The sequence below is a fragment of the Oribacterium sp. P6A1 genome, assembly GCF_000702885.1.
In the GTDB taxonomy this organism is placed as follows: Bacteria; Bacillota; Clostridia; order Lachnospirales; family Lachnospiraceae; genus Oribacterium.
Map to the genome: position 1 here is coordinate 185,479 of NZ_JNKO01000003.1, position 22,181 is coordinate 207,659.

The following is a 22,181-nucleotide window of genomic DNA, read 5'->3' on the forward strand; positions in this document are numbered from 1 at the left end:
AAATGATGTGATCATCATAAGCCTGTATTTCGCCTGAGTTTTTAAAATTTGAAATACAGATTTATGATACTCTCCGGAATCAATTCAAAAACCGCGGAAAGTATTATCTTTCCGCGGGAATGAGCCGACTTTGTGCCGGGCTGAACTCTTACTTATACTCTTTGAGCAGATCCTGGTCCCAGCCTACATTGATGAAGTATCCACCGTAGGTCTCATCAAACACTTTCTTTGTTTCATCGGACTGGAATGCCTCCACAACTGCATCATATGCGGCAACAAGTCTTGGGTCACTGAGATCTTCTGTCTTTGCTGCGATAAGATTCCAGTACTTCTCTTCATCAAGAACACTGTCCTTATAAATTGCATCCTCTGTCTTTAAACCGAAGTCAAGAGCATAGTTTCCGTTTACAACAGCTGCTGTAACATCAGGTAATGCTGATGGAATGGTATTGGCAGCAAGCTCCTCTATAGTGATGTTCTTAGGATTGGAATCGATATCATCAAGTGTCGGGTTGAAGTTATCATTGTTCTTAAGTGTTATGACGCCTGCTGCTGCAAGGACCTTAAGCGCACGTCCCTCATTTGTGAGATCGTTGGGAACAGCGATCTTGTCGCCATCCTTCAACTCATCGATCGACTTAATCTTATCGGAGTAGACATTGAGCGGAATGATAAAGGTATTGCCGATGGCCTGAATCTTGTAGTCATACTGCTCCACTTCCTTTGCAAGGTAGATCTGGTGCTGGAAAGCATTGAGGTCGATCTCGCCGTTTGCAAGGGCGTTGTTGGGGGTGACGTAATCCGTGAACTGCACGATCTCAAGGTTGATACCTTCATCCTTAAGTTTAGCTGCTGCAGGTGCCCAGAGCTCATCATAAACGGAACCTACTACACCGATCTTAAGATCGATAGGATCCTTTGTGAAGTCGAAAGCAGTGTCTTCGGTCGCTGCAGTTGTTGCTGCTTCGCTTTCAGCTTCCTTGGCTTTTTCTGTCGTCTCTTCGGCTTTTGATGTCTCCTGAGCAGCTGTTGTTTCAGCAGCCTTTGCTGCCGGTGTCTCAGATGATCCGCATCCTGCAAGAACTGTTGCTGCCAGTAATGCTAAGTAAATTGACTTTTTCATAATCTCTTCTCCTCTTAATTTATAATCTGGTAAAAAAAGCGCTTGTCTTGGTATTCACCGAATATACTCCGTATACTATTCAGTTATTTTTTATTTCATTTTGTATGGTGATGGGTTACAGACTTAAACAGGTCTTGCAACTAAGGACAGAATCACTGAACTGTATTAAGTTCTCAGTGCGAATTCTTCTTTGCTATCGTGTCACCTGTTATCTGAACAATGCTGACTGCTGCTACAAGTACTATGACTGTGGCCCATGTAATATCCTGCATGTTTCTGTCATGTCCGTAACGGATGGCGAAATCTCCGAGACCGCCTGCTCCAACAGCCCCTGCCATGGCAGTGAGACCCAGAAGACTTATGGCTGTGATGGTGGTTGCTCTTGCAAGAGGACCGATGCTTTCTCTTAGATAAACTCTTGTGATGATCTCCCAGGGACTTGATCCCATGGATTCGGCAGCTTCTATAAGGCCTTCATCTGTCTGTGCCAATGCTGACTGCACCTGTCTTGTGAAAAAAGGAACTGATCCCAAAACTAAAGGTACAATTGCTCCCGGAACTCCTATGGCAGTTCCCATGATGAGTCTTGTCAGAGGCATGACTGCCGTAAGAAGTATGATAAAAGGGATGGACCTGAACAGATTGGTTATCTTGTCAAGAAACTGAAAAAGCGGTCTGTTCTCAAGTATGCCTCCGGGCTTTGTGACTGTAAGGATGATCCCGAAGGTAAGTCCGAATACAAAGCCTATTCCACCGGCCCAGATGACCATGATGAAGGTATCATGAATGGACCCGATAAAATCCGGCCATTTGCTGATAAGATTTGGAAATATATCAGTAAGGATTTCTTGCATCTTTGATCACCTCCACTCCGACATTTTTGCCTCTCAGATATTTAACAGCTTCATCTATACGATCTGAGTCTCCATGAAGAATTACTACTGTTCCGCCAATTGGAGCTCCTCCGACTATCTCTACATCTGCAAGGATGATATTGATATCCAGATCGAACTCCTTTGCAGTTGTTGATATCAGAGGTTCTGATACATCCTTCTGACGGTAAGAAAGCTTTGCAAGAACTTCACCCTTTTCAGGTGTCACTCCGGGGACTCCGTCAGCCACCATCTGATCAATCTTTGAAAGATTTGATGTGGTTCTGATGAAATTCTTTGTAAGAGAATGCTTTGGATTTGCAAAGACTTCAAATACATCTCCGAGCTCAACAACAGCGCCATCCTCCATGACTGCAACTCTGCTGCATATCTCTTTTATGACTTCCATCTCGTGGGTGATAACAACTATGGTGATTCCCAGCTCTCTGTTCAGTTTTTTTAAAAGCTGAAGTATGGCTCCCGTAGTCTGGGGATCCAGAGCTGAGGTTGCTTCATCGGAAAGCAGGATCTTCGGGTCATTTGCCAGGGCTCTTGCGATGGCAACTCTCTGCTTCTGACCTCCCGAAAGCTCCGAGGGATAAGCATTCTCCTTATCCGAAAGATCTACAAGAGAAAGCAGCTTTCTGACCTTTTGCTTTATCTCCTCCTTTGAAAGGCCGCTTCCCTTAAGCGGGAATGCAACATTTCCGAAAACTGTTCTGGATGGCATGAGATTGAAATGCTGGAAGATCATTCCGATCTTTTTTCGTTCTTCCCGGAGCTCCTTTGGGGAAAGTCCGATAAGGTCAACTCCGTCGATTTTCACACTTCCCGATGTCGGGCGTCCAAGCAGGTTTATACATCGAACCAGTGTGGATTTTCCGGCTCCGGAGAAACCTATGATTCCGAAAATCTCTCCGTCATTGATGGAAAGAGATACATCTCTCAGTGCATCCACCTGTTTGGCACCGGCCTGAAAGGTTTTTACTATATTGGTTAATTCAATCACGTCATGCTCCTGTTTCTTCATAGCTTTTTGCTGTTTCAAGCTTAAAACGATAGTAGCACCGTGAAATGCTATAGTCTAATCGGGCTTTCCTATGTCTTGCTATAACTTTTGTCTATTGATCGCAGCATCTCCCATCCATGGAGATATTTGATGGCTTTATCGCCGCATCTCCCATCCGGGATGGTCGATTACGCGTTGGCCATCAAATACCTCCATGTCTGTTCGTGCGAGCACGACATCCATGGAGGCACTTGATGGCTTTATCGCAGCATCTCCCATCCGGGATGGTCGATTACGCGTTGGCCATCAAATACCTCCATGTCTGCTCGTGCGAGCACGGCATCCATGGAGGTACTTGATGGCTTTATCGCGAAAAAAGTGCTCTGCCGGGAGTTTGGCAGAGCACTTTGGAAAGGTATGTCTTATTTGAATGGTAAAATCAAAGCTTATAGTAGGTGAAGGTCCCTTCTGCAAAGGTCTCTCCGTTGTCATCCTTTACAAATACTCTGAGGACTATGATTTTACCGCCATTTCGTATAAGCTCCGCAGAGCCGTACAGATACCTGGTTGTTTTGCTGGTGAGGAAATGGAAGTCACTGTCCAGTGTTGTCACCCTGTCTGCATACCGGCGTGAATTGGCACCGCCGGTGGAATCCGCAATGGTGAACAGCATTCCTCCATGTATATGTCCGCTGCCGTTCATATGCATGGGCATAACTTCTACCTTGGATGTGATGGAACCATCGCTCAGGTTCTCTTCAAATTTTATCCCGCACAGCTCCACAAAACGGCTGCGATTATAGTAATCAATTATCTCTGTTCCTGTCATAGATGCTCCCTTATTTCCGGCGTTTTGTACGCTTCATTCTCTGATTATCGGTGCTCTGGCTGAGAAATTCTGCTGCCGGTGATTTAATCCGAAAATATCATAAAGCTGCTGTAAAGGCATAGGACCTTTTCAGCTCATTTCAGTCCTCTCCGACAAGATGTACTATCTCCGGTTCATGTCCCACGGCGGGCAGGAATTTTTCGAAGATATTCTTTGTCTTTATCTTCATACTGGAAGTACAGACGCAGGGGTGGCAGCCGAGGTATTCACCCTTTTTCACATCCTCATCCACCAGAAGCTGTACTGTATGCTCCTTATCATTCATGAGCCCCATAACGCTGACGGCTCCGGGTTCTATGTCGAGATAATTCAGCATATCCTCAGCATCCGCAAAGGAAAGGCGCGAAGAATTTATCTGACTGGACAGCTCCTTGGTCTTAAATTTCTTGTCTCCCGGCATCATGAGAAGATAGAATTTAGTCTTCTGTCTGTTGCAGAGAAAAAGATTTTTACACATCAGTGTTCCGAGTGCCCTGTCGATTTCTTCGCAGGCCTCCATAGTACTGGCTGTTTCGTGATCTACACGCTTGTAATCTATTCCAAGTTCATCAAGAAAGTCATATACCCGGACTTCTCTCGGAAGTCTTCCTTCCACGGATTCAGGTCGTCCTTCATATATTTCCATGCTGTCTGTCTCCTTACTTCATTCTATTCTTAATGATTTTAACCATTACATCATCATAAAACAACTCTTACTAAGATAGTCCGGTGTGGTCATTTAGAAAGCAAATCCGAAATCAAACTTATCTCCTGCTGTTAGAACACTGTCCTTTGCTTCTGTCACTTCAAAGCTTGCTCCCTTCCAGCCGTTTAAGCGGATGATGCCCTTGACTGTTCCGTCGCCTGATTCATAAGAGAGCTCGCCGTTTCCTTTGTCGGTGAAGGTTCCTGAGGTTTCCCCGACTCTGTAAATAGAAATGATGGCTTCATTCTCATTCTCCCAGCCCTCTCTCATGATGAGGGAACTGTAAACATCTCCTGTGCCCTGATTATCCACATAGGTTCCGTAAATGTCTCTCTCCGGCATGGTGAAAGACTCTCCCTTTATCTTCGCAAGTTCAGAAGCAAGAATTGCGCATCTGTTCTCGGTTATCTTCTGAAGGAAAGCATTTTCAAGCATGGGATACATGCTGCCGCCATCCTCACGACTTCCGATATTTTCTATCAGGACCTCTTCCTTCATGGCTATCCAGTTTCGTTCATCCTTGAGAACCCGCTCCTTAGTGGAGGCGTCTGCAGCCGCTGAAAATCTTTTCCACAGGCTGTTTAACTCCTCATCCCATATCATATATATGCAGCCTGAGGCCATATTGAGTTCAAACTGTGCCTCACCGACTTTAAAAAGCTCATCGTACTTTTCTGTGACCTTTTCAACTTTACTAAGCTCTTCCGAAAGAGAAATTGAAGAGGCAGAAGCCCCGGCAACATCTTTTTTTATGTCCTCAGTGAAATCATGGGAAAATATCTCGTCCCTGTCTTTTGAATTCCATATATCCGATGAATCCATATCCTTGCTTTTTACGTTGTCCTCTGAAACATATTTGGAAGCAGTCACTTCATCTCTTCCGGAATCCGAACCTCTGCTTTCACTGTTTTCGACCTTATCTGTATTTATGACGATATCTCCGGACTCAACGCTGCTCATCTCACCTGATGAATCTTTTCCGGAAATCGTTACTGTCACAGTCTTTTCCTCTTTCGTTTCCTGTACGGAAGAGTTCTCTGCATAAGTGTTTCCTGAATTGGCTCCACAGCCTGAAAGCGCTGCTGCACCGACTAAAAGGCCTCCAATGATGATATTTCGTAATTTCATATTATCCTCCCTCAAATAAAGATGCCATACTTAGTGATTAGGTAAGTATGGCATCCTGCTATGGATTAGTCCAATTTTTCCATCAGAATTAAGAATAAGTCAGGTATTATTAAGCAATTACATATACTTCAGGACTCTGAAATCACATGATCTATGTTTCCGGGAGTTACTCCTATACGATGCCTGTACCACTTCCGTCTGCGCCTGTAGTAGTACCGTCCTTTAGATGTATGATCAGGCGTCCTTTTCCCTTTGCATTCTGATGCTGGCCCTTTTGCAGATATTCTTCCAGGATTTTAGCACTTGCGGTGGCGATTTCTCTTGAAGGATGATTCTTTTCAAGCTCCTCCGGAGTCAGATCAAACCCGTCAAGAGTGTTCCTGAAATGAAATTCCTCAAGTCCCACAGTGAATACACGGTCTTCATCTATAGGTTCGCCTTCATAATCGAATTTCAGAAATTCGTGTGTGTTCTGGTCATATTCAACCTCCAGGCCTTTTGAAAGCTGATAAAACTCTGTATGAGCCCCCTCAAGAGCTTCATCTCTAAGCATTCTCATGAGCCCGTGTTTAAGCTGCTTTCCGGTCCAATAGGTTGCATGAATCGGCTTGTTATAAGGATAATTCTCATCGAAAACGCCCTTTGTTACAACAGGACCCAATTCCTCGGTACGTATGGAACCTGAGCCCAAAAGGAAGATATCGAGCCCAAGAGCATCCTTTAATATGTCTGCATACAGATCTCCAAGCTCCGTCTCCATGATTCTCGACGGGTGGGTCAGCTTCCTTACGAATTTAGTCAGAATGCGGCCGTATTTTTCATCCGTGGCATTCTTGTAATTAAGTATCAGGCCCTCGATGGCAGGGTCTCTGGGGCAGGTTTTTTCGTTGATGGGGATTGGCTTCCAGGTGAAGCTGTCTATCTTGTTTTCATCGGTATCTACCATGATATCAAAGCGGCCGATCTGATCCGTGCCTGTTCCGGCCTGAACGATGGGGATTCCGTTTACCATGGCAGGTTCCTCCAGAAATGTATGGGAATGACCGCCTATTATTACGTCCACGCCCCAGGCGGGATCCAGCATTGCCGCAAGCTTTTTGTCCTCCTCAAATCCAATGTGTGTGAGGAGCACAGTAAAGTCTATATCGATGGCATTGTATGAATCACAGATTTTCCCGATTTCCTCTGCGGCATCCTCAAGAGTTATGAAGGTACCGATGAGCTGATCCGACTTACACTGCATAAGCGCAACCTCTGTGAGTATTCCTATGAACAGAATCTTCATACCGCCGACTTCCAGCACCTTACATGGCTCAAAGAGTCTCGCGTGATTTGTCTTGATATGAAGGTTTGCATTTATAATAGGAAATTCTGCGCATTTTTCAAGAAAAAGCAGGTGGGCGATTCCGTAATCAACTTCGTGGTTGCCCAGGGTCACTATATCAGGGGACAGCATGTTCATGATCTGTATGGTTGACAGACCGTGATACTCGGAATCAATGACAGAACCTCTGAACATATCGCCTGCGATGCAGTAGAGTACGTTTTCCTCCTCATTTCGAACCTTGCTGATATAGCCGGACAGCATGGAAACACCGCCAACCAGATTTTCATCCACCTGCTCCGCAAGAAAATCTCCGTGCATGTCATTGGAATGAAGCAATGTTAGTTTTTTCAAATGTTTTTCCATAAATTCCCTTCCTTACCGGGAGTATCACCCCGTTTTATCTATTCAAAGGAGCTGATACTTTATGCCGGGATTTCCCATAAAACCGGCACCCATGTATTAATCTCTTACTTATCTTCCTCTTTCAGCCAATGCCTGTTTTGCCTCTTCTGTCAGATGAAGGTTTAGCCTTCCTTCTATCTTTGCATCCTGATGCTGACCCTGAATAAGTATTTCTTCAAGAACCTGTGCACAGGAGGTTGCAATGGCACGGTGCTTGTGGTTTTCATCAATCTCTTCTATCTTAAGGTCGAAGGAATCCACAAGATTTCTGAAGTGATATTCCTGTAATCCCACTGTAAATATCCGGTCGTCGGTAACGGGTTCCCCCTTGAAGTCAAATTTTAAGAAAGAATGGGTCAACATGTCATATTCTATGGAAAGCCCGGAAGAAACCTGATAGAACTCTGTATGTTCTCCGAAAAATGCTTCATCTCTTAACATTCGCATGATACCGTGTTTAAGCTGCCTGCCTGTCCAGTAAGTCAGGATAGCCTCATCGTCATAAGGAAATGTTTCCATAAGATCACCTTTTGTAACGATTGGGCCAAGTTTTTTGGTACGAATAGAACCGGAGCCCAGAAGGAATATGTCTACCCCAAGAGAATCCTGCAGGATGTCTGTCAGAAGATTACCCACCTCCGTTTCCATATACCGTGAGGGATTTGAGAGCTCCCTTGTGAATTTTGTCAGTATACGGCCGTATTTTGCGTCGGTGACATCCTTGTAATTCTTAATGATATCTTCCATTGCGAGGTCTCTGGGGCAGGTTTTCTCGTTAATAGGAACCGGTTTCCAGGTAAAACTGTCTATCTTGTTTTCATCAGTGTCTATCATGATATCGAAACGTCCGATCTGGTCTGTGCCCGTTCCGGCCTGGACGATGGGGATACCGTTTACGATGGCTGGCTCTTCCAGAAATGTATGGGAATGACCGCCTATTATAACGTCAACTCCCAATGCAGGATCAAGTAAGGCTGCCAGCTTTTTATCCTCTTCGAAGCCTATGTGTGTAAGCAGCACCGTAAAGTCGATATCAAGAGCATTGTATGCATTACAAATCTTTCCTACTTCCCTGGCCGCCTCCTCAACTGTTATGAAAGTGCCGATGAGGTCGTCCTTTTTACAATCATTCAAAACCATTTCCGTCAGTATGCCGATGAAGAGTATCTTCATGCCGCCGACTTCGATTATCTTATAGGGTTCAAAAAGTCTTGTATTATTTGTTTTGATATGCAGGTTTGCATTAACTATGGGAAACTCTGCGCATTTTTCAAGAAAAAGAAGGTGGGCGATTCCGTAATCAACTTCGTGATTTCCCAGGGTCACTATATCAGGGGCAAGCATATTCATGATCTGTATGGTAGACAGTCCCTGATACTCTGAATCTATGATGGAGCCTCTGAACATATCGCCGGCTATACAGTAAATGACATTTTCCTCTTCCTGCCTGACCTTACTGATGTAACCTGACAGCAGGGATACACCTCCCACAAGATTCTCATCCACCTGCTCTGCAAGGAAATCTCCATGCATGTCGTTTGAATGCAAAAGGGTGAGCTTTTTAATATTTTTCATAGAACCTCCTTTGTTCTGTAGTCACATATCCTTAAGTGGAATGGGATGATCAAAATACAGGCACCTGTACAGCCTTATTTCATTAAGGTTTATAAAGAAATAGTTTTTATATTTTTAATTCCTGTAAAACTTCTATTTATAATGGTCGCATAACCCTTGTGTATCGTCAACATTTTATCGTACTTCCTATATATAAAATTTGTGCAAAATGCTTATAAATGTGTATTAGTTTTTGATTTTGAGTCTGATATTTAATAGTTGTATTCTATACACCACACTTCACGTGACCGATGCAGCAATAATATTTTTAATTTTTCTTATTGACACATACTTATCTAAATGTTATTCTCCTTTCGTTCAATTCAGTATGTAACTGTTCGCAGGCATTCACTGTACATAAAAGCTTTTGGTTTATGTGGTGAAGTGTCTGTTTTTTTATGCCTCCGCGTAAACGCGGGGGCTTTTTGTATTTATGGCCTGAATGAACATATAAACAAGGAGGATGTATGAAAGACAAGATTTTTTCAGTTTTACAGCGTGTAGGACGAAGCTTTATGCTTCCTATCGCCATGCTTCCGGTTGCCGGTCTTTTACTGGGACTTGGAAGCAGCTTCACAAACCCCACCACTATTGCCACTTATCATATGGAGGCGATTTTGGGAAGCGGTACACCGATGAATTCACTTCTAAACATTATGAATTCTGTCGGAAGTGCCATCTTCAGTAACCTTCCCCTTATCTTTGCTGTTGGTGTTGCCATCGGTATGGCAAAGAAGGAAAAGGAAGTTGCAGCTCTTGCAGCCATGATCGCTTTCTTCGTAATGAACATTACTATTGAAGCTATGCTCAACATCACAGGAATGGTTGTTGACGGTGCAGTTGCAGAGGGTGTTCTTGAAGGAACAGTAACAAGCATCGTTGGTATCAATACACTTCAGATGGGTGTATTCGGCGGTATCATCGTAGGTCTCGGTGTTGCAGCTCTTCACAATAAGTTCTATAAGATAGAGCTTCCTGCAGCCATCTCATTCTTCGGTGGTTCACGTTTCGTTCCTATCGTTTCAACATTTGCATATATCGGTGTTGGAATCTTAAGCTTCTATCTCTGGCCATTCGTTCAGAAGGGAATCTTCGCTCTCGGTGGTCTCGTAACAGGCAGCGGATATATCGGAACACTTATCTTCGGTCTCATCAAGCGTGCCCTTATCCCATTCGGACTTCACCATGTATTCTACATGCCATTCTGGCAGACAGCCGTTGGCGGACAGATGGAGGTTGCAGGAAAGCTTATCCAGGGCGGACAGAACATTTTCTTTGCACAGCTTGCTGATTCTCAGAATGTTGCACACTTCAGTGCAGATGCTACAAGATACTTCTCCGGAGAGTTCATTTTCATGATCTTCGGTCTTCCCGGTGCAGCCCTTGCCATGGTACGTACAGCAAAGCCTGAGAAGCGCGGTCAGGCCGCAGGCCTTCTTCTCTCAGCCGCTCTTGCATCAATGTTTACAGGTATCACAGAGCCTATCGAGTTCTCATTCCTCTTCGTTGCTCCTATGCTTTTTGTTGTACAGGTTGTTCTCGCAGGTTCAGCATATATGATCGCACATATGCTCAACATCGCTGTTGGTCTTACCTTCTCAGGCGGACTTCTGGACCTTTTCTTCTTCGGAATTCTCCAGGGTAACGAGAAGACAAGCTGGATGCTCATCATTCCTGTAGGTATCGTTTACTTCCTGCTTTACTATTTTATTTTCACTTTCCTTATCAAGAAGTTCGATCTCAAGACACCGGGTCGTGAGGATGATGATCAGGAGACACGTCTTTACAGAAAGTCAGATTACCTTGCAAAGAAAAACGGCGAAAGCTCAGATGCTCAAGCCGTAACAGATGAAAAGAGCGACCTTATCATGAAGGGTCTCGGCGGAAAGGCAAACATTTCCGATGTTGACTGCTGTGCTACCCGTCTTCGTGTAACTGTCAAGAAATCCGAGCTTGTAAATGATGGACTTCTCAAGGCATCAGGCGCATCAGGTGTTGTACATAAGGGTAACGGCGTTCAGGTTATCTATGGACCTTCAGTTACTGTTGTTAAGTCAAATCTTGAGGATTACCTTGAGACACAGCCGGACACAGAATATCATGCAGAGGACAATGCTTCTGCCGACACTTCATCACAGGAAAATGCTGCAGCTCTTGATAAGACAGTAAAGAAGACCATCATTATCGGAAGCCCTCTTAACGGTGAGGCCAAGGATCTCTCAGAAACACCTGACGAGGCATTTGCCGGCGGTATGATGGGTCAGGGAGCCTGCATGGTTCCGGGGGATGATACTCTCTACGCTCCTTGCGATGGTGAAGTAACATTTGTGTTTGATACGAAGCACGCTATCGGCTTCGAGACAGAGGATGGCATCAGCATGCTCTTCCACATGGGTATCGATACAGTAAAGCTTGACGGACAGGGCTTCACAGTTCTCGTTGAGAACGGCCAGAAGGTAAAGAAGGGTGATCCTATGCTTAAGATGGATCTTGATTTCATCAGCAAGAATGCTCCTTCCATCTCCTCTCCTGTTCTTTGCACAGATCTCGATGATAACATGCAGGTTCGTCTCCTTAAGACCGGTAAGGTGACTAAGGGCGAGGACTTAATAGCTATCGACATTCTCGAGTGATATTCTTATGAAGAGGATACAGAGTTAAAAGTACCTGATCAGCTTTTTTGCGATTCACACCCCTTTCAGGAACTGCCTGGAAGGGGTTTTTCTTATCTGTGTGTAGATTTTTAGTGGCATTTCACTTAGAATTAGAATATTTCCAAGAGTAAAAGTGGTTATACTTTGAGTAAAAAGTTATAGAGAATAGAATCCTTATCAAAATTGTTTAGAAGGATAATAATTATATATGTATCGTGTAAGAAAAGTATTAAATCATAATTCTATAATTGTGGTTGGGACAGAAAAGAATATTGAGCAGGATACGGACGAGGGCATGAAGACATATCTTGTTCTTCATAAGGGAATAGGATTTGGCGTGAAGATAAGTGAATATGTAGATATTCCTGCTGAAGCTTCCATATACTCTCTGGAGAAGACTACCGAGCGCGGCAATGCCATGTCCATCGTCAATGCCGTAGATCCTGTATGTCTTGAGATTTCCGATGCGGTTCTTGATGAGGCCGAGAAGGTCTTTGGAAATGTAGACAGGAACATCGTATTCCCTATGGCTGATCACCTTGCATTCGCCATACAGAGAATCAAAAAAGGAGAAAGCATCAGAAATCCCCTGAAGGATGACATCAGACTTCTCTTCCATATGGAATATCAGGTGGCTGAGACTGTGGTACCTATTCTTGAACAGAAAACAGGTCATATCATAAATGAGGATGAAATCGGATTTATAGCACTTCATGTGCACTCTGCTATCGTAAATGAAAATGTGTCCAGATCACTTCAGACAGCACAGATAGTCAGAAATTGTATTTCCTATATAGAAGAAAAAACAGGGCAGAAACTGGAAGTTACTTCCCTGGGTTATAACCGTATGATGAACCATATCAGATATATGGTGACCCGATTTGAGACCGGAGAGATTTTGAAGATGAATCTCAATGACTACATGGAGATGAAATATCCGGATACTTTTAAACTTGCTGCAGATATATGTAATCAGATGAGCCGGCTGCTGAAAAAAGAATATCAGGATGCTGAAATCGGATATCTTGCCATGCATATAGCGAGAGTGATTGGAGTGGAATAAAAAGCATGAGTAACGAGTCAGACTCGTTATTCATGCTTTTTTATTTGGATCTCCAAAGTTTAGTGTTGTTTCCAATAAACTGTGAAGTTAAACTGTACCCAGGGAAATGGACTGATGTGTACTCCTTTTTTGGTACCTTCCTTTTAAGCAAAAATTATCCCTTCCTGCCGTTAAAGCAGGAAGGGATGTTTTTTTGAGGGTTAAATCTTTTGTATTATGCCAATGCTTACATCAGCTGTTTTTATGCGATAAGTGTGTAAGAAAGCATCACACCTTCTTCGTTAAATGTGATGGACATGCCGTTCATAATCACTGTTCCTACATAGAAGAAACCGGCCGGATTTACAAAGTGTGCATGCATCTGTCCGTCTGCACCGAGCTGCATGTAGATCATGTCAGTTCCGGTTGCTATAGGATTGCCAGTCGCGTCGAGGAAGCATCCCATAGTAGTTCCGTCTGCGGCTGTAATGATGCTCATAGGTGCAGTCGATACAGGGTAGGTCTGTCCGTCTGGTGTTGTAAGTGTAGCTCCGTCTGCGGAAACTGTACCAACTCCTGCGAATGAAAGACCTGAAACATCACCGCTTACTGTGTAAACTGTCTGTTTTGAACCATCTGCAAGTGTCTTAACCTGAGATACAGCTGTCATCTGCTTTCCGCCAAGTGTGATGGTGGTTGTTGTAACCTTGGAGCCATCAGCTGCTGTGGTTGTATTGCTTACTACTGTTGCACCGCTTGGTGAAGTGCTTGTTCCGCTGCCACTGCTGCTGCCTGATGAAGAAGAACCACCGGATGAGCTTGATGAAGAATCGCTGTCGGATGAATCACTGTCACTGCTTGATGACTTAACGTTGACCTTAACCTTCTTGGTATCGTAATAGTGAATTGTTGATGCTGATGCCTTTGCGGTTTTCTCATCCTTGACATCTGCAGACACTGTAATGGTTGTAGATCCCTTTGCAACAGCCTTAAGAGTATGATCCTCTACCTTTGCTATAGCAGAATCCGCAGACTCAAATTTGATATCTGTAGCAGCTACAGGATCATCATAGAATACACATTCATCAAGGTCGACTGTATCACCAACATACAGTTCTAATGTTTCATTATCATTGAAACAAAGGACACTTGTATCCTTCCTTTTCTTTACCGTATCAGTATTGCCGGAGTTGTTACCGGAATTGTTATTATTACCGGAGTTGTTGCCTGAATTGTTATTATTACCGGAGTTGTTGCCTGAATTACCATTATCGCCGGAGTTGTTACCGGAATTTCCTGAGTCATCTAACTCAACCTTTATTCCAAGTTCTCCAAAGATTTTGTCTATTTCTGATCCGGAAGCTTTAAAAAGATAAGATATAGTTGCATTACCATTTTTCTTGGGTGTAATCATACCGTCTGCTACAGTCGCTACTGAAGTGTCGTTGGACTTCCATTCCTCTGAACCGTCCCACTCAGAGGGGTATTTTACGGGTATTTTGGTTTTTTCAGATATTACTTTACCTTCTTCAGTATCCCCCCAACTTTCCCAATCAATTTCCGGTAAACCATCAGCCAGTGCTGTTACCGGGACCTGAGCCAGGGCTATAACCGCCGTCAGGGACAAACATGCTAATTTCTTCCATAATTTCATATATTCTATCCTCACTAAAATAAATGCACCGGGTCTCGACCAGCGGTCTAAAATTCCACACCGTTCCACTCATTCTGTTTAACCCTCTCATACATGGAAATCCGTACATACATACACCTTTCAGACTGCTGTTCAAAACCTTCACCTTCTGATGTTTCCGATTACGCCCTCATTAGAATCATTCTCACAGCTACCTGCCATGAGGAATACTCAATCTCACATCAGTGAATCGGATCCATCAGATCGTTACTTAAAGAATTACTTAAATTGTGGCACTTTCTATATGCACAATCAAGTCTCTTACATTATTTCGTCGTATGTTACAAATCTATAAACAAATATTAAACTTATTTTAATTTCGCGCGGGCATATATTTAATTCTCTTTAGTGAATGATAAGCACCTGATATCTCGGTTGCAGCTAGACGAGTCGGTGAATCGGAAGAATTTGCCAAAGAGCTGGAAGAATATATTAAAAACAAGAAATCAGAATGAATCTATAGTAATATTTGAAGAAAATGAAATTGTATTAAAGAAACCAGTGGCGCCGGAAATGGTGCCACTGGTTTAAATTATTAGACTACATCAATCAGAAAAAATTGCTGTTTATTTAAGTACCGCACTACATTCTAAATTGAGTGACTTATTAATTAACACATGACTAAAGTGGTTTGAAACGCTTTGCCTACACTGTTCCTTCAAACAATACCTTGTTTCCTATATGTATTCGTTCAACACCCTGTTTTTTCTTTTTATTGAAGTTGAAGCTAAGCATATATCCTGTATCAAGTCCAAATCGATCAAGATACTCTGCTATCTGTTTCTCTCCATCTGCATTATATCGTTCACCTTTCCATATCTTCAGTTCAATGATATATCGCCTTCCAAGATAGTGGATTACAACATCCATCCGCTTGTGATCTCTGGTCTGTTCTTCTATGCTGTAAGTTCCGGTTCCATTTATTATAGGAGCCAGATAGGTGAGAAAGCGTTCTCTGCCTTCCTCTTCAAGAAACTTCTCTGTGTCATCTTTATGGATGATATTGTGTTCCTTGATAAAATGACTCATGATTTTGCTTATATCAAGCCATCCATCTTCATCTACAAAGATCGATTTATCAGAGGCTGCAAGTTGTCTTAAATCTTCATTGACTTTACTTTCACCGATAAAGTAATTATACAGCCTCATTTCAAATATTCTATTGGCAACAGCAACTGTATTATGGTTGTTTACTATAAATCCATACATTCGGAGCTGTTTCTGTTCTTCATCATCCGGAAGATGGGCTATGGTTTCACCCCTTAAAAGAATCCTTCGAAGCTGTCCCTTAAGTTCAGGATAATTCGTAAGCTTCCCTATCAGGGATTCAAATAGTGGGCTCTCCTCCGAAAGAATTCTCTTGACCGCTTCATCAACTCCGTAATTTGTCCAGGCTTCAGCAAGTGTTTTGAAAGTATCTGGAACCAGTTTTTTATCCAACAGCTCGCAGATACGACTCACCAGATACGGATATCCGTTTGTGTATTCTCTTATAGATTTTGCTATCGAAGCCGCATCCATACCTGTGTGATGATCAGCCTCGTATTCATCGAGCATTCTTTTAATTCCGTCCTCAGGCAGACTCATATCTATATCAAAATCAGCTGCTATATTCCAAGGACTGTTAACTTTATGTTCGTTTTCAGTTCGGATCTTTGATTTAAGGTGCTTTACATCTGTGACACCGGCGAGAATGACTGAAAGAAAGGTCTTATCTTCAGGGTCTTTCTTTTGCTCAAGGTAGTTGGCCCTTAATTGTGCCAGAAAGTCGAGAAAGACTTGATTATTTGTAGCCGTGTCAACCTCATCAATTATCATTACAACCGGTTTTTCAGTATTCTGACACCATTCATCCAAAACAGCAAACAGTTCATCCAATACCGCAAAATCTTCTTTACGATCCACTATTTCCTGAAGTGCTTCAACTATTCTGTCCGGAATATCAGCTTTCTTCTTTTTCTTAATTACCTGACGGCAAAATGCTTTGACAAATTTCTCTTCTGTTTTAAAGCTTGCATCGCTGATTTTCTGAAAATCAAGACTTAATACATTGTATTCACCGGAGAGTTTTGTTTCTAAGACATCGATAGTTGTAGTCTTTCCATACTGTCTTGCGCGATTAATAGCAAAATACTTACCGGCATCTACAAGATTTTTGATTTCTTTTACTCTATCAGAGAGATCAACCATATAATGTTTTGAGGGCACACACACTGCTGTTGTATTGAATTCTTTCATTGGTTTTCTCTCCTATCTGTTCAGCTTTTATCTCTATATGGAATCACTTTAATGGGGTTATGGTGATTATTTATACCGGCTATTATTGTTACCATTATACAATATAAAATTTTCACGTTCAAACGCTCGACGCCTTGCATAGGAATTAAAATAAATTACAGTCTCGTCGTTCTTTCCAAGTCATTTTTGAAACGCAAGATTAGATTCTGCTTGCAGGAATCTATTTTTTGTATATCTTATTCTACGTGCTTCTATAGCCTTTCTCAGATATAAATCCCGGTATTTTTCGTATTGAAATGAGGCGGATTCATGATACTTGCGAAAAGAATCTTCCGAAAGATTTCCTCTGGCATCATAAAGAAGCGATATAAACCATTCGGGATCAACATTCAATTTTTTTAAAATCATATCATGAGCTTTGTCTTGAATCTGATGGCTCTCGTATCTTGTTATTGTCTTTCCTCCCCATCCTAATAAAAGACAAAGATCACTCTGACTTATGCTGTACTTGGCTCTTATCGCAACAATTTGAGAAGATGTCAGAAGACCTTGCTTCTTCCTATAGGCATCTTTCATTTGGATGTCATTATACTGAATTTGTTCCTCGGTCATATATAATTCTTCAGCCAAATCACAATACATATATTCTGCGTCATAGCGTAATTTTTCGCCTTTAAACACTGTGTGTTCAGATACAATAACGGTTTTAACTTCATGTTCTTCCATACAGCAGGTACACAGTTGCTTTTTAGTTTTTATTATATTCATGAAAGCACCTCATTTCTTATAAGGAAAAATATTTGATGTAAATGGTCTTTCTGCAAAATGAAATGACATTACAAATGTTGTTGCCTGTCCGGTTTGCCCCAATAGCTCTACACGTATTTTTATATAAACTTCATCAGTGTTATTAAATACTTTGCCAAATTCCCTTATCTCACTTCTTTTAGGAAATCTAAAATCTTTTACTGTTTGTATATAATTAGCGACTTGCAATTCTAACAGCTCTTTTTTCAAGGCATCAAGCGGGTCTTCATCCGGAAACAATGTATTTATGGTATACATATTTGTATATCTAAGATTTCGTTTTTCATCTACTACGCGTCTCTGTTGAAATTCTATTTTTGCCCCGTTTTTCAGTGCATATTTCAGATTCTGAAGATAAGCCTTTACTTCTATTTCGCTTTCTACACGCGAATTAATTTCATTTATCAAATTACGCCTCCTGCAGAGGTATCATTTGATACCTCAAATGTATATTCTTTTTGTATCACTGTCAATGGGTATATAAATGGAAACATATAGAATAGATTTTGAAAATCTAAATAAGATGATATCAAAAAGACGTATGTTTTCATATGGTCTAAAATACGACTATATTTGAATTGTAGTATGATATTACTCTTGAAAAGAATATACTGTTTTTGAATAAAAAAATGTGCCGCTGTCCGTATTTACGGACCTGCAGCACATTTAAGCTTATTTCTGTGTGAGTAACTCAGATGTTAGTCTGACTGTTTTTTTATTTTCCTTCAGCTGCAAGCTGACCTGCAAGTCTTCCGAAGGTTGCTATGCGGCCTGCCTGAGTACCGGCGAGAAGGTTTGGATAGCTTCCGTTGTAGTATCCGCCGGCATCATTACCAACAACGAAAAGTCCCTCTATAGGTTTTGACTCTGTATCAAGAGCATGCATCTCTTCGTCTACCAGGATTCCGTCCATGGAGCAGATGAGATATCCGCCGGCCTGACGTACACCATAGAACGGAGCCTCTGTAAGGGAAGAAAGTCTGAAGCTTTCCTTTCCGAAATCCTCATCCTCTCCCTTCTTGTAAAGCTCATTGTAACGGTCTACAGTTGCTTTGAACTTATCAACGGGAAGACCGAGCTTTTCAGCAAGCTCTTCTATGGAATCAGCCTTTACGATATATCCGTCAGCTTCAAGACCTTCATTCATTCCCTGAACCATTTCCATGGTGAAAACAGGAGCTGTTCCGTTTGCATGAGGGTAAAGTCTGCTGCAGCCGTGAGTCTCGAATCTCTTACAGTCATCAGGATACTTGCTGTCCCAGATTTCACAGTAAGTATGGAAGGGTTCCTTTGAAGCCTGATGAAGGATATAGTCATAGGGCTGCGACTCATTCATGAAACGCTCACCGTTGAGATTCACCTTGAGGAATGGCTGTGAACCCATCCAGAAAAGAGCACCCCGGGTAGGCTCACCGGCTTTTCCCACTTCATCGGGCTTTATTGCACCACGCTCGAAAATCATGGAAGTATGGGTTGTCTCCATGGTGGCTCCTGCCCAGAGACATGCCCTGATTCCGCTGCCCTTTGCTCCTGCCTTTGAGTAGTTTACCGAGGTCTGCTCAAGAGTCCAGGGCTGAAGCTGTCTCAGCATATCTTCGTCGGCACTGTATCCGCCGGTAGCGATGATGACACCCTTTTTGGCATTGTAACGAACATAATTACCGTCCTTGTCCGTAGCAATAAGGCCTGTCACTCTGCCGTCATCGTTCTTCTCAAGCCTTATCATGGTTACTTCATAACGGGTCTCAAGTCCCTTTGCCTCAGCATATTCAAGTACTTTGTCCATAGTCTGCTGCTCATAATAGGTCTCGTCGTACTGAACGCTGTGTCCAACCTCAAGTCCCTGATAGTTCTGCTTCAGCGTATCATCGTCATACTCATGTCTGAATTCCATACCGCCCTGCTTGAGAACATCCCTGAACCAGTCCATAGTCTCACCGGAACGGTCAGCCCAGATCTTCACCTGACTTCTTCTTGCGTAACCCTGGCTCCAGTCACAGATGTATTTGATAGCTTCGTTCTTATCTACATTATGACCGTCTTCCTTCTGCTCTGTTGAATCGCAGGCTGCCAGAGTGTCACGGATACCGGAGGCTTTGTCATGCTCAAACTTCTCTATAAGAATAGTCTTTGCGCCCTTTTCAACAGCTGCCGCAGCCGCAAAAAGACCTGATGAGCCTGCGCCTACTACCAGAACTTCTGTATCAACGGTATCCTTGATATCGCTCTCTGCAATTTCCGGTGCCTCGCCCAGCCAGTCTGCTGAAGATTCTGCCGTAACCTCTTCAAGAGTGATCTCCTGTCCCGAAGCCTGTGACATACAGTCAAGAACCGCTTTCTTTATGGCATCGCTTGTAACCGTTGCTCCTGAAACCGCATCAATCTCAGCCCCCTGGGCATCCAGAACCTTCTTTGACATCTCGTCTCCGATGGCAGCGCCTATATTCTGTGTTTCCCCTGAAACATCGATCTTTATATCTGTGATGCTCTTTTCATCGAAGGTCATCGTGACCTTAACATCGCTTGCCATTCCTCTTGCGGATGCGGAATAAGTTCCCGGTGTGTAGGATAATGACTTAGTCGCAGCATTGAGAGCTTCCTTCGCAAGCTCTGTTTCTGCCGCTGCTGCTGTTGCCACCGTAGTTTCTGCAGCCTTTGATGCAGCCTCTGTTGTTGCCTCCGGCACCTCGGTAGTGCGTCCGCAGCCGTATATGCCTGCAAATGTCAGAGCCGCAAGTCCTGCACCTATTCCCTTCACAAAGCTTCGTCTTGAAACTGTTTTGTTGTCCATGATTTCCTCCTGAAAAATAATTACTGTGAGCATCTTTCACTACTTTTTAGGGATTTGCCGGCGATAGATAAGTGTAGACACTTCATGTGGTAAGATAAGCCATGACAAATAATGTTTCATGCTCTGATGGTCACTGTAAAATATGACACCGCTCCTTAGGTGGAATTCGGCGCTTGATAGATATTTTATTAACATGAATCTATCATCTTTACAGTTGCCGAAAAAGCAACTATCCTTAGAACATAAATGCAAGCTGAACTTGCGTATCAGAACATCAGAAAGGTCTAATTATATGACGATCCAACAGCTTCATATCTTTCGGGTTCTGGCATCCGAAATGAATTACTCAAAGGCTTCGGAAAAACTGTTTATGACCAGACAGGCTGTAAAGCAGAATATCACATCCATGGAGGCTGAGCTTGGAGGAGCCTTGTTTGATAATTTCAAAAACCATTTAAGTCTCACAATGAAGGGACAGCTGCTTCTCCGGGAATCTGCCGCAGTGACAGAAAGCTTTGACAAGATGATGAAAAGCATGTATTCGGATCTTAGTCTTGAAGGACCTGTCTCAATCGGAATCAGTGTTTCTTTGCTTCCGGGATATCTCCCTGCTCTTCATGAAAAGCTTATGAATTTTAATCAGGCTTTTCCCAATGTACACATCAGCCTGCTTGATATGGAAAATGATGAAGTGGTAAGAAGGGTTCAAAGCGGTGAGCTTTCCATAGGTATCATCATGGACCTCGGAAATACCATAGAGGGCTTTAACCGATATGAACTCATAGCCTGCAAGCTTGCTGCCATGGTGGAGTCACATCACCGTTTATGGGATGCTGAGGAACTGACCTTAGGTCAGCTTTCCGGTGAGACCATTCAGATTCCCGGAATGAGTGACGCATTTCTGCCACTGTTTGAAATCATAAAAAAAGAACAGCTCGATATAAAAATCGAAGTGTCCCATCATTATTATCAGGTTTACTACAAGGTTCGGGACAATGGGATCATCGGCCTGAACCGATACTTCCCGCCGGAAAACGATACTCCCGACAGCACCCGAGACATCCTTTTAAAGGACGCTCCACCACTCTGCGCTTCTGTCATCACTAAAAAGGAGCCCGGTATCCCTAAGCTTGCATCCTATGTGAATCCGCTGGTGAATGCACTCAGAACCGGATATATGAATGAACCCTTTGTAAGAGAGAGCCCGGAAAAAACGCAGTCATAAATACCTGCATCATCTTTGTGCCAGAAGCCATGCCATGATATGCACCGCCTGCTGGAACTTGCCGGCAGAGATAAGCGCTTCTATTTCTTCCGGACTGTACCTCTGTACATTCAGAAATTCCGTTTCATCAAGTGACTGCCCTGCAACTCTTCTGCAGTTTTTAGCCTTGTAGATATAGGCATAGTTATCTGCGATTGTGGCATTGGACGGAACCGTGATCAAATGACTCCAATCATCAGACTCGTAGCCTGTTTCCTCAAGAAGCTCCCGCTTTGCGGCCTGAAGTGCATCTTCTGATGAAGCATCTTTCGCATCTCCATATTCCTTATTGTCTTTTCGCTCGATTCCTCCTGCCGGGAACTCTGTGGTCACTTCCATTATCCCCTGCCTGAACTGATTCACGCATAGAAGCTTTCCCTCTGTGTCGTAAGCTACGATGACCACATAGTTCCTGCGGCTGTAGCTGTAGTAGGGTTCAAATATTCTTCCATCCGGGAATCTGAAGGATGATTTTTTAAAATCGATCCACTCATCCTTTACTATATGTTCGCAGCTCACCTCTTCCCATGCAAGTGAGTTTTTTACATCCTTATCTAAAGAAAAAATCTTATCTTCATTCATTTGTATACCTCAGTTTCACATAATCTCATTCATGATCCTAACCTATGGTACATCAAAAAGC

The 22,181-nt window shown here is 43.0% G+C and carries 17 protein-coding genes; 3 read left to right on the plus strand and 14 right to left on the minus strand.

All coding sequences use genetic code 11. The features are described 5' to 3' along the window. Positions 1-148: 148 nt before the first annotated feature. From T515_RS03360 to T515_RS03395, 8 genes are all read right to left on the minus strand, one after another. On the minus strand, positions 149-1,123 hold the full coding sequence (locus T515_RS03360) for a MetQ/NlpA family ABC transporter substrate-binding protein (RefSeq protein WP_036607547.1): 975 nt from the start codon (positions 1,121-1,123) through the stop codon (positions 149-151). A gap of 173 nt (positions 1,124-1,296) precedes the next feature. After that, entirely contained in the window at positions 1,297-1,977 is a 681-nt protein-coding gene (locus T515_RS03365; RefSeq protein WP_036607548.1) for a methionine ABC transporter permease, read from the minus strand. After that, positions 1,958-3,004, minus strand: coding sequence for a methionine ABC transporter ATP-binding protein (locus tag T515_RS03370; RefSeq protein ID WP_036607681.1), 1,047 nt, complete (start codon positions 3,002-3,004; stop codon positions 1,958-1,960). The genes T515_RS03365 and T515_RS03370 overlap by 20 nt, the downstream gene beginning before the upstream one ends. A 439-nt stretch (positions 3,005-3,443) precedes the next feature. Continuing rightward, entirely contained in the window at positions 3,444-3,833 is a 390-nt protein-coding gene (locus T515_RS03375; protein WP_036607549.1) for a PaaI family thioesterase, read from the minus strand. A gap of 139 nt (positions 3,834-3,972) precedes the next feature. Beyond that, positions 3,973-4,518 carry a prolyl-tRNA synthetase associated domain-containing protein gene (locus tag T515_RS03380; protein WP_036607550.1) on the minus strand — a complete coding sequence of 182 codons (546 nt, stop codon included), beginning with the start codon at positions 4,516-4,518 and terminating at the stop codon, positions 3,973-3,975. A gap of 93 nt (positions 4,519-4,611) precedes the next feature. Then, positions 4,612-5,706, minus strand: coding sequence for a lysozyme inhibitor LprI family protein (locus T515_RS03385; protein ID WP_051671388.1), 1,095 nt, complete (start codon positions 5,704-5,706; stop codon positions 4,612-4,614). Positions 5,707-5,878: 172 nt separating this feature from the next. Next, a complete protein-coding gene (locus T515_RS03390; RefSeq protein ID WP_051671389.1) occupies positions 5,879-7,396 on the minus strand; it encodes a bifunctional metallophosphatase/5'-nucleotidase in 1,518 nt (505 codons plus the stop codon). 108 nt (positions 7,397-7,504) lie between these two features. Next, positions 7,505-9,010: a bifunctional metallophosphatase/5'-nucleotidase gene (locus T515_RS03395; protein WP_036607551.1), complete on the minus strand. Its 1,506-nt coding sequence runs from the start codon at positions 9,008-9,010 to the stop codon at positions 7,505-7,507. 506 nt (positions 9,011-9,516) lie between these two features. Here T515_RS03395 and T515_RS03400 point away from each other — a divergent pair. Beyond that, entirely contained in the window at positions 9,517-11,682 is a 2,166-nt protein-coding gene (locus T515_RS03400; protein WP_036607552.1) for a PTS transporter subunit IIABC, read from the plus strand. A gap of 229 nt (positions 11,683-11,911) precedes the next feature. Further along, positions 11,912-12,766, plus strand: a complete 855-nt coding sequence (locus T515_RS03405; protein WP_036607553.1) for a PRD domain-containing protein — start codon at positions 11,912-11,914, stop codon at positions 12,764-12,766. A 241-nt stretch (positions 12,767-13,007) separates the two neighbouring features. Here T515_RS03405 and T515_RS03410 read toward each other — a convergent pair whose 3' ends face one another. The 5 genes from T515_RS03410 to T515_RS03430 all read right to left on the minus strand — a co-directional run bounded on the left by T515_RS03410 (position 13,008) and on the right by T515_RS03430 (position 20,274). Further along, a complete protein-coding gene (locus T515_RS03410; RefSeq protein WP_036607554.1) occupies positions 13,008-14,399 on the minus strand; it encodes a hypothetical protein in 1,392 nt (463 codons plus the stop codon). 684 nt (positions 14,400-15,083) lie between these two features. Next, a complete protein-coding gene (locus T515_RS03415; RefSeq protein WP_036607555.1) occupies positions 15,084-16,676 on the minus strand; it encodes an AAA-like domain-containing protein in 1,593 nt (530 codons plus the stop codon). A gap of 180 nt (positions 16,677-16,856) precedes the next feature. Next, positions 16,857-17,444, minus strand: a complete 588-nt coding sequence (locus tag T515_RS03420; protein ID WP_051671390.1) for a type II toxin-antitoxin system MqsA family antitoxin — start codon at positions 17,442-17,444, stop codon at positions 16,857-16,859. 9 nt (positions 17,445-17,453) lie between these two features. Continuing rightward, the gene (locus tag T515_RS03425) at positions 17,454-17,891 is read right to left on the minus strand and encodes a hypothetical protein (protein WP_036607556.1); all 438 of its coding nucleotides are present in this window, start codon (positions 17,889-17,891) and stop codon (positions 17,454-17,456) included. A 307-nt stretch (positions 17,892-18,198) separates the two neighbouring features. Continuing rightward, positions 18,199-20,274, minus strand: a complete 2,076-nt coding sequence (locus T515_RS03430) for an FAD-dependent oxidoreductase (RefSeq protein WP_051671391.1) — start codon at positions 20,272-20,274, stop codon at positions 18,199-18,201. A 292-nt stretch (positions 20,275-20,566) separates the two neighbouring features. Here T515_RS03430 and T515_RS03435 point away from each other — a divergent pair, with 292 nt between their 5' ends. Beyond that, entirely contained in the window at positions 20,567-21,499 is a 933-nt protein-coding gene (locus T515_RS03435) for a LysR family transcriptional regulator (RefSeq protein WP_051671392.1), read from the plus strand. A gap of 9 nt (positions 21,500-21,508) precedes the next feature. On the opposite strand, the gene T515_RS03440 is transcribed toward T515_RS03435, so the two are convergent. Further along, the gene (locus tag T515_RS03440) at positions 21,509-22,120 is read right to left on the minus strand and encodes an NUDIX hydrolase (RefSeq protein ID WP_036607557.1); all 612 of its coding nucleotides are present in this window, start codon (positions 22,118-22,120) and stop codon (positions 21,509-21,511) included. Positions 22,121-22,181: the final 61 nt, after the last annotated feature.

Excerpts from the sequence above, each read along its gene's own strand:
- T515_RS03410 (WP_036607554.1), bottom strand. The coding sequence starts at position 14,399 with ATGAAATTATGGAAGAAATTAGCATGTTTGTCCCTGACGGCGGTTATA.
- T515_RS03420 (WP_051671390.1), bottom strand. The coding sequence starts at position 17,444 with ATGAATATAATAAAAACTAAAAAGCAACTGTGTACCTGCTGTATGGAA.
- T515_RS03360 (WP_036607547.1), bottom strand. The coding sequence starts at position 1,123 with ATGAAAAAGTCAATTTACTTAGCATTACTGGCAGCAACAGTTCTTGCA.
- T515_RS03390 (WP_051671389.1), bottom strand. The coding sequence starts at position 7,396 with ATGGAAAAACATTTGAAAAAACTAACATTGCTTCATTCCAATGACATG.
- T515_RS03365 (WP_036607548.1), bottom strand. The coding sequence starts at position 1,977 with ATGCAAGAAATCCTTACTGATATATTTCCAAATCTTATCAGCAAATGG.
- T515_RS03400 (WP_036607552.1), top strand. The coding sequence starts at position 9,517 with ATGAAAGACAAGATTTTTTCAGTTTTACAGCGTGTAGGACGAAGCTTT.
- T515_RS03415 (WP_036607555.1), bottom strand. The coding sequence starts at position 16,676 with ATGAAAGAATTCAATACAACAGCAGTGTGTGTGCCCTCAAAACATTAT.
- T515_RS03405 (WP_036607553.1), top strand. The coding sequence starts at position 11,912 with ATGTATCGTGTAAGAAAAGTATTAAATCATAATTCTATAATTGTGGTT.
- T515_RS03440 (WP_036607557.1), bottom strand. The coding sequence starts at position 22,120 with ATGAATGAAGATAAGATTTTTTCTTTAGATAAGGATGTAAAAAACTCA.
- T515_RS03380 (WP_036607550.1), bottom strand. The coding sequence starts at position 4,518 with ATGGAAATATATGAAGGACGACCTGAATCCGTGGAAGGAAGACTTCCG.
- T515_RS03375 (WP_036607549.1), bottom strand. The coding sequence starts at position 3,833 with ATGACAGGAACAGAGATAATTGATTACTATAATCGCAGCCGTTTTGTG.
- T515_RS03395 (WP_036607551.1), bottom strand. The coding sequence starts at position 9,010 with ATGAAAAATATTAAAAAGCTCACCCTTTTGCATTCAAACGACATGCAT.
- T515_RS03435 (WP_051671392.1), top strand. The coding sequence starts at position 20,567 with ATGACGATCCAACAGCTTCATATCTTTCGGGTTCTGGCATCCGAAATG.
- T515_RS03385 (WP_051671388.1), bottom strand. The coding sequence starts at position 5,706 with ATGAAATTACGAAATATCATCATTGGAGGCCTTTTAGTCGGTGCAGCA.
- T515_RS03430 (WP_051671391.1), bottom strand. The coding sequence starts at position 20,274 with ATGGACAACAAAACAGTTTCAAGACGAAGCTTTGTGAAGGGAATAGGT.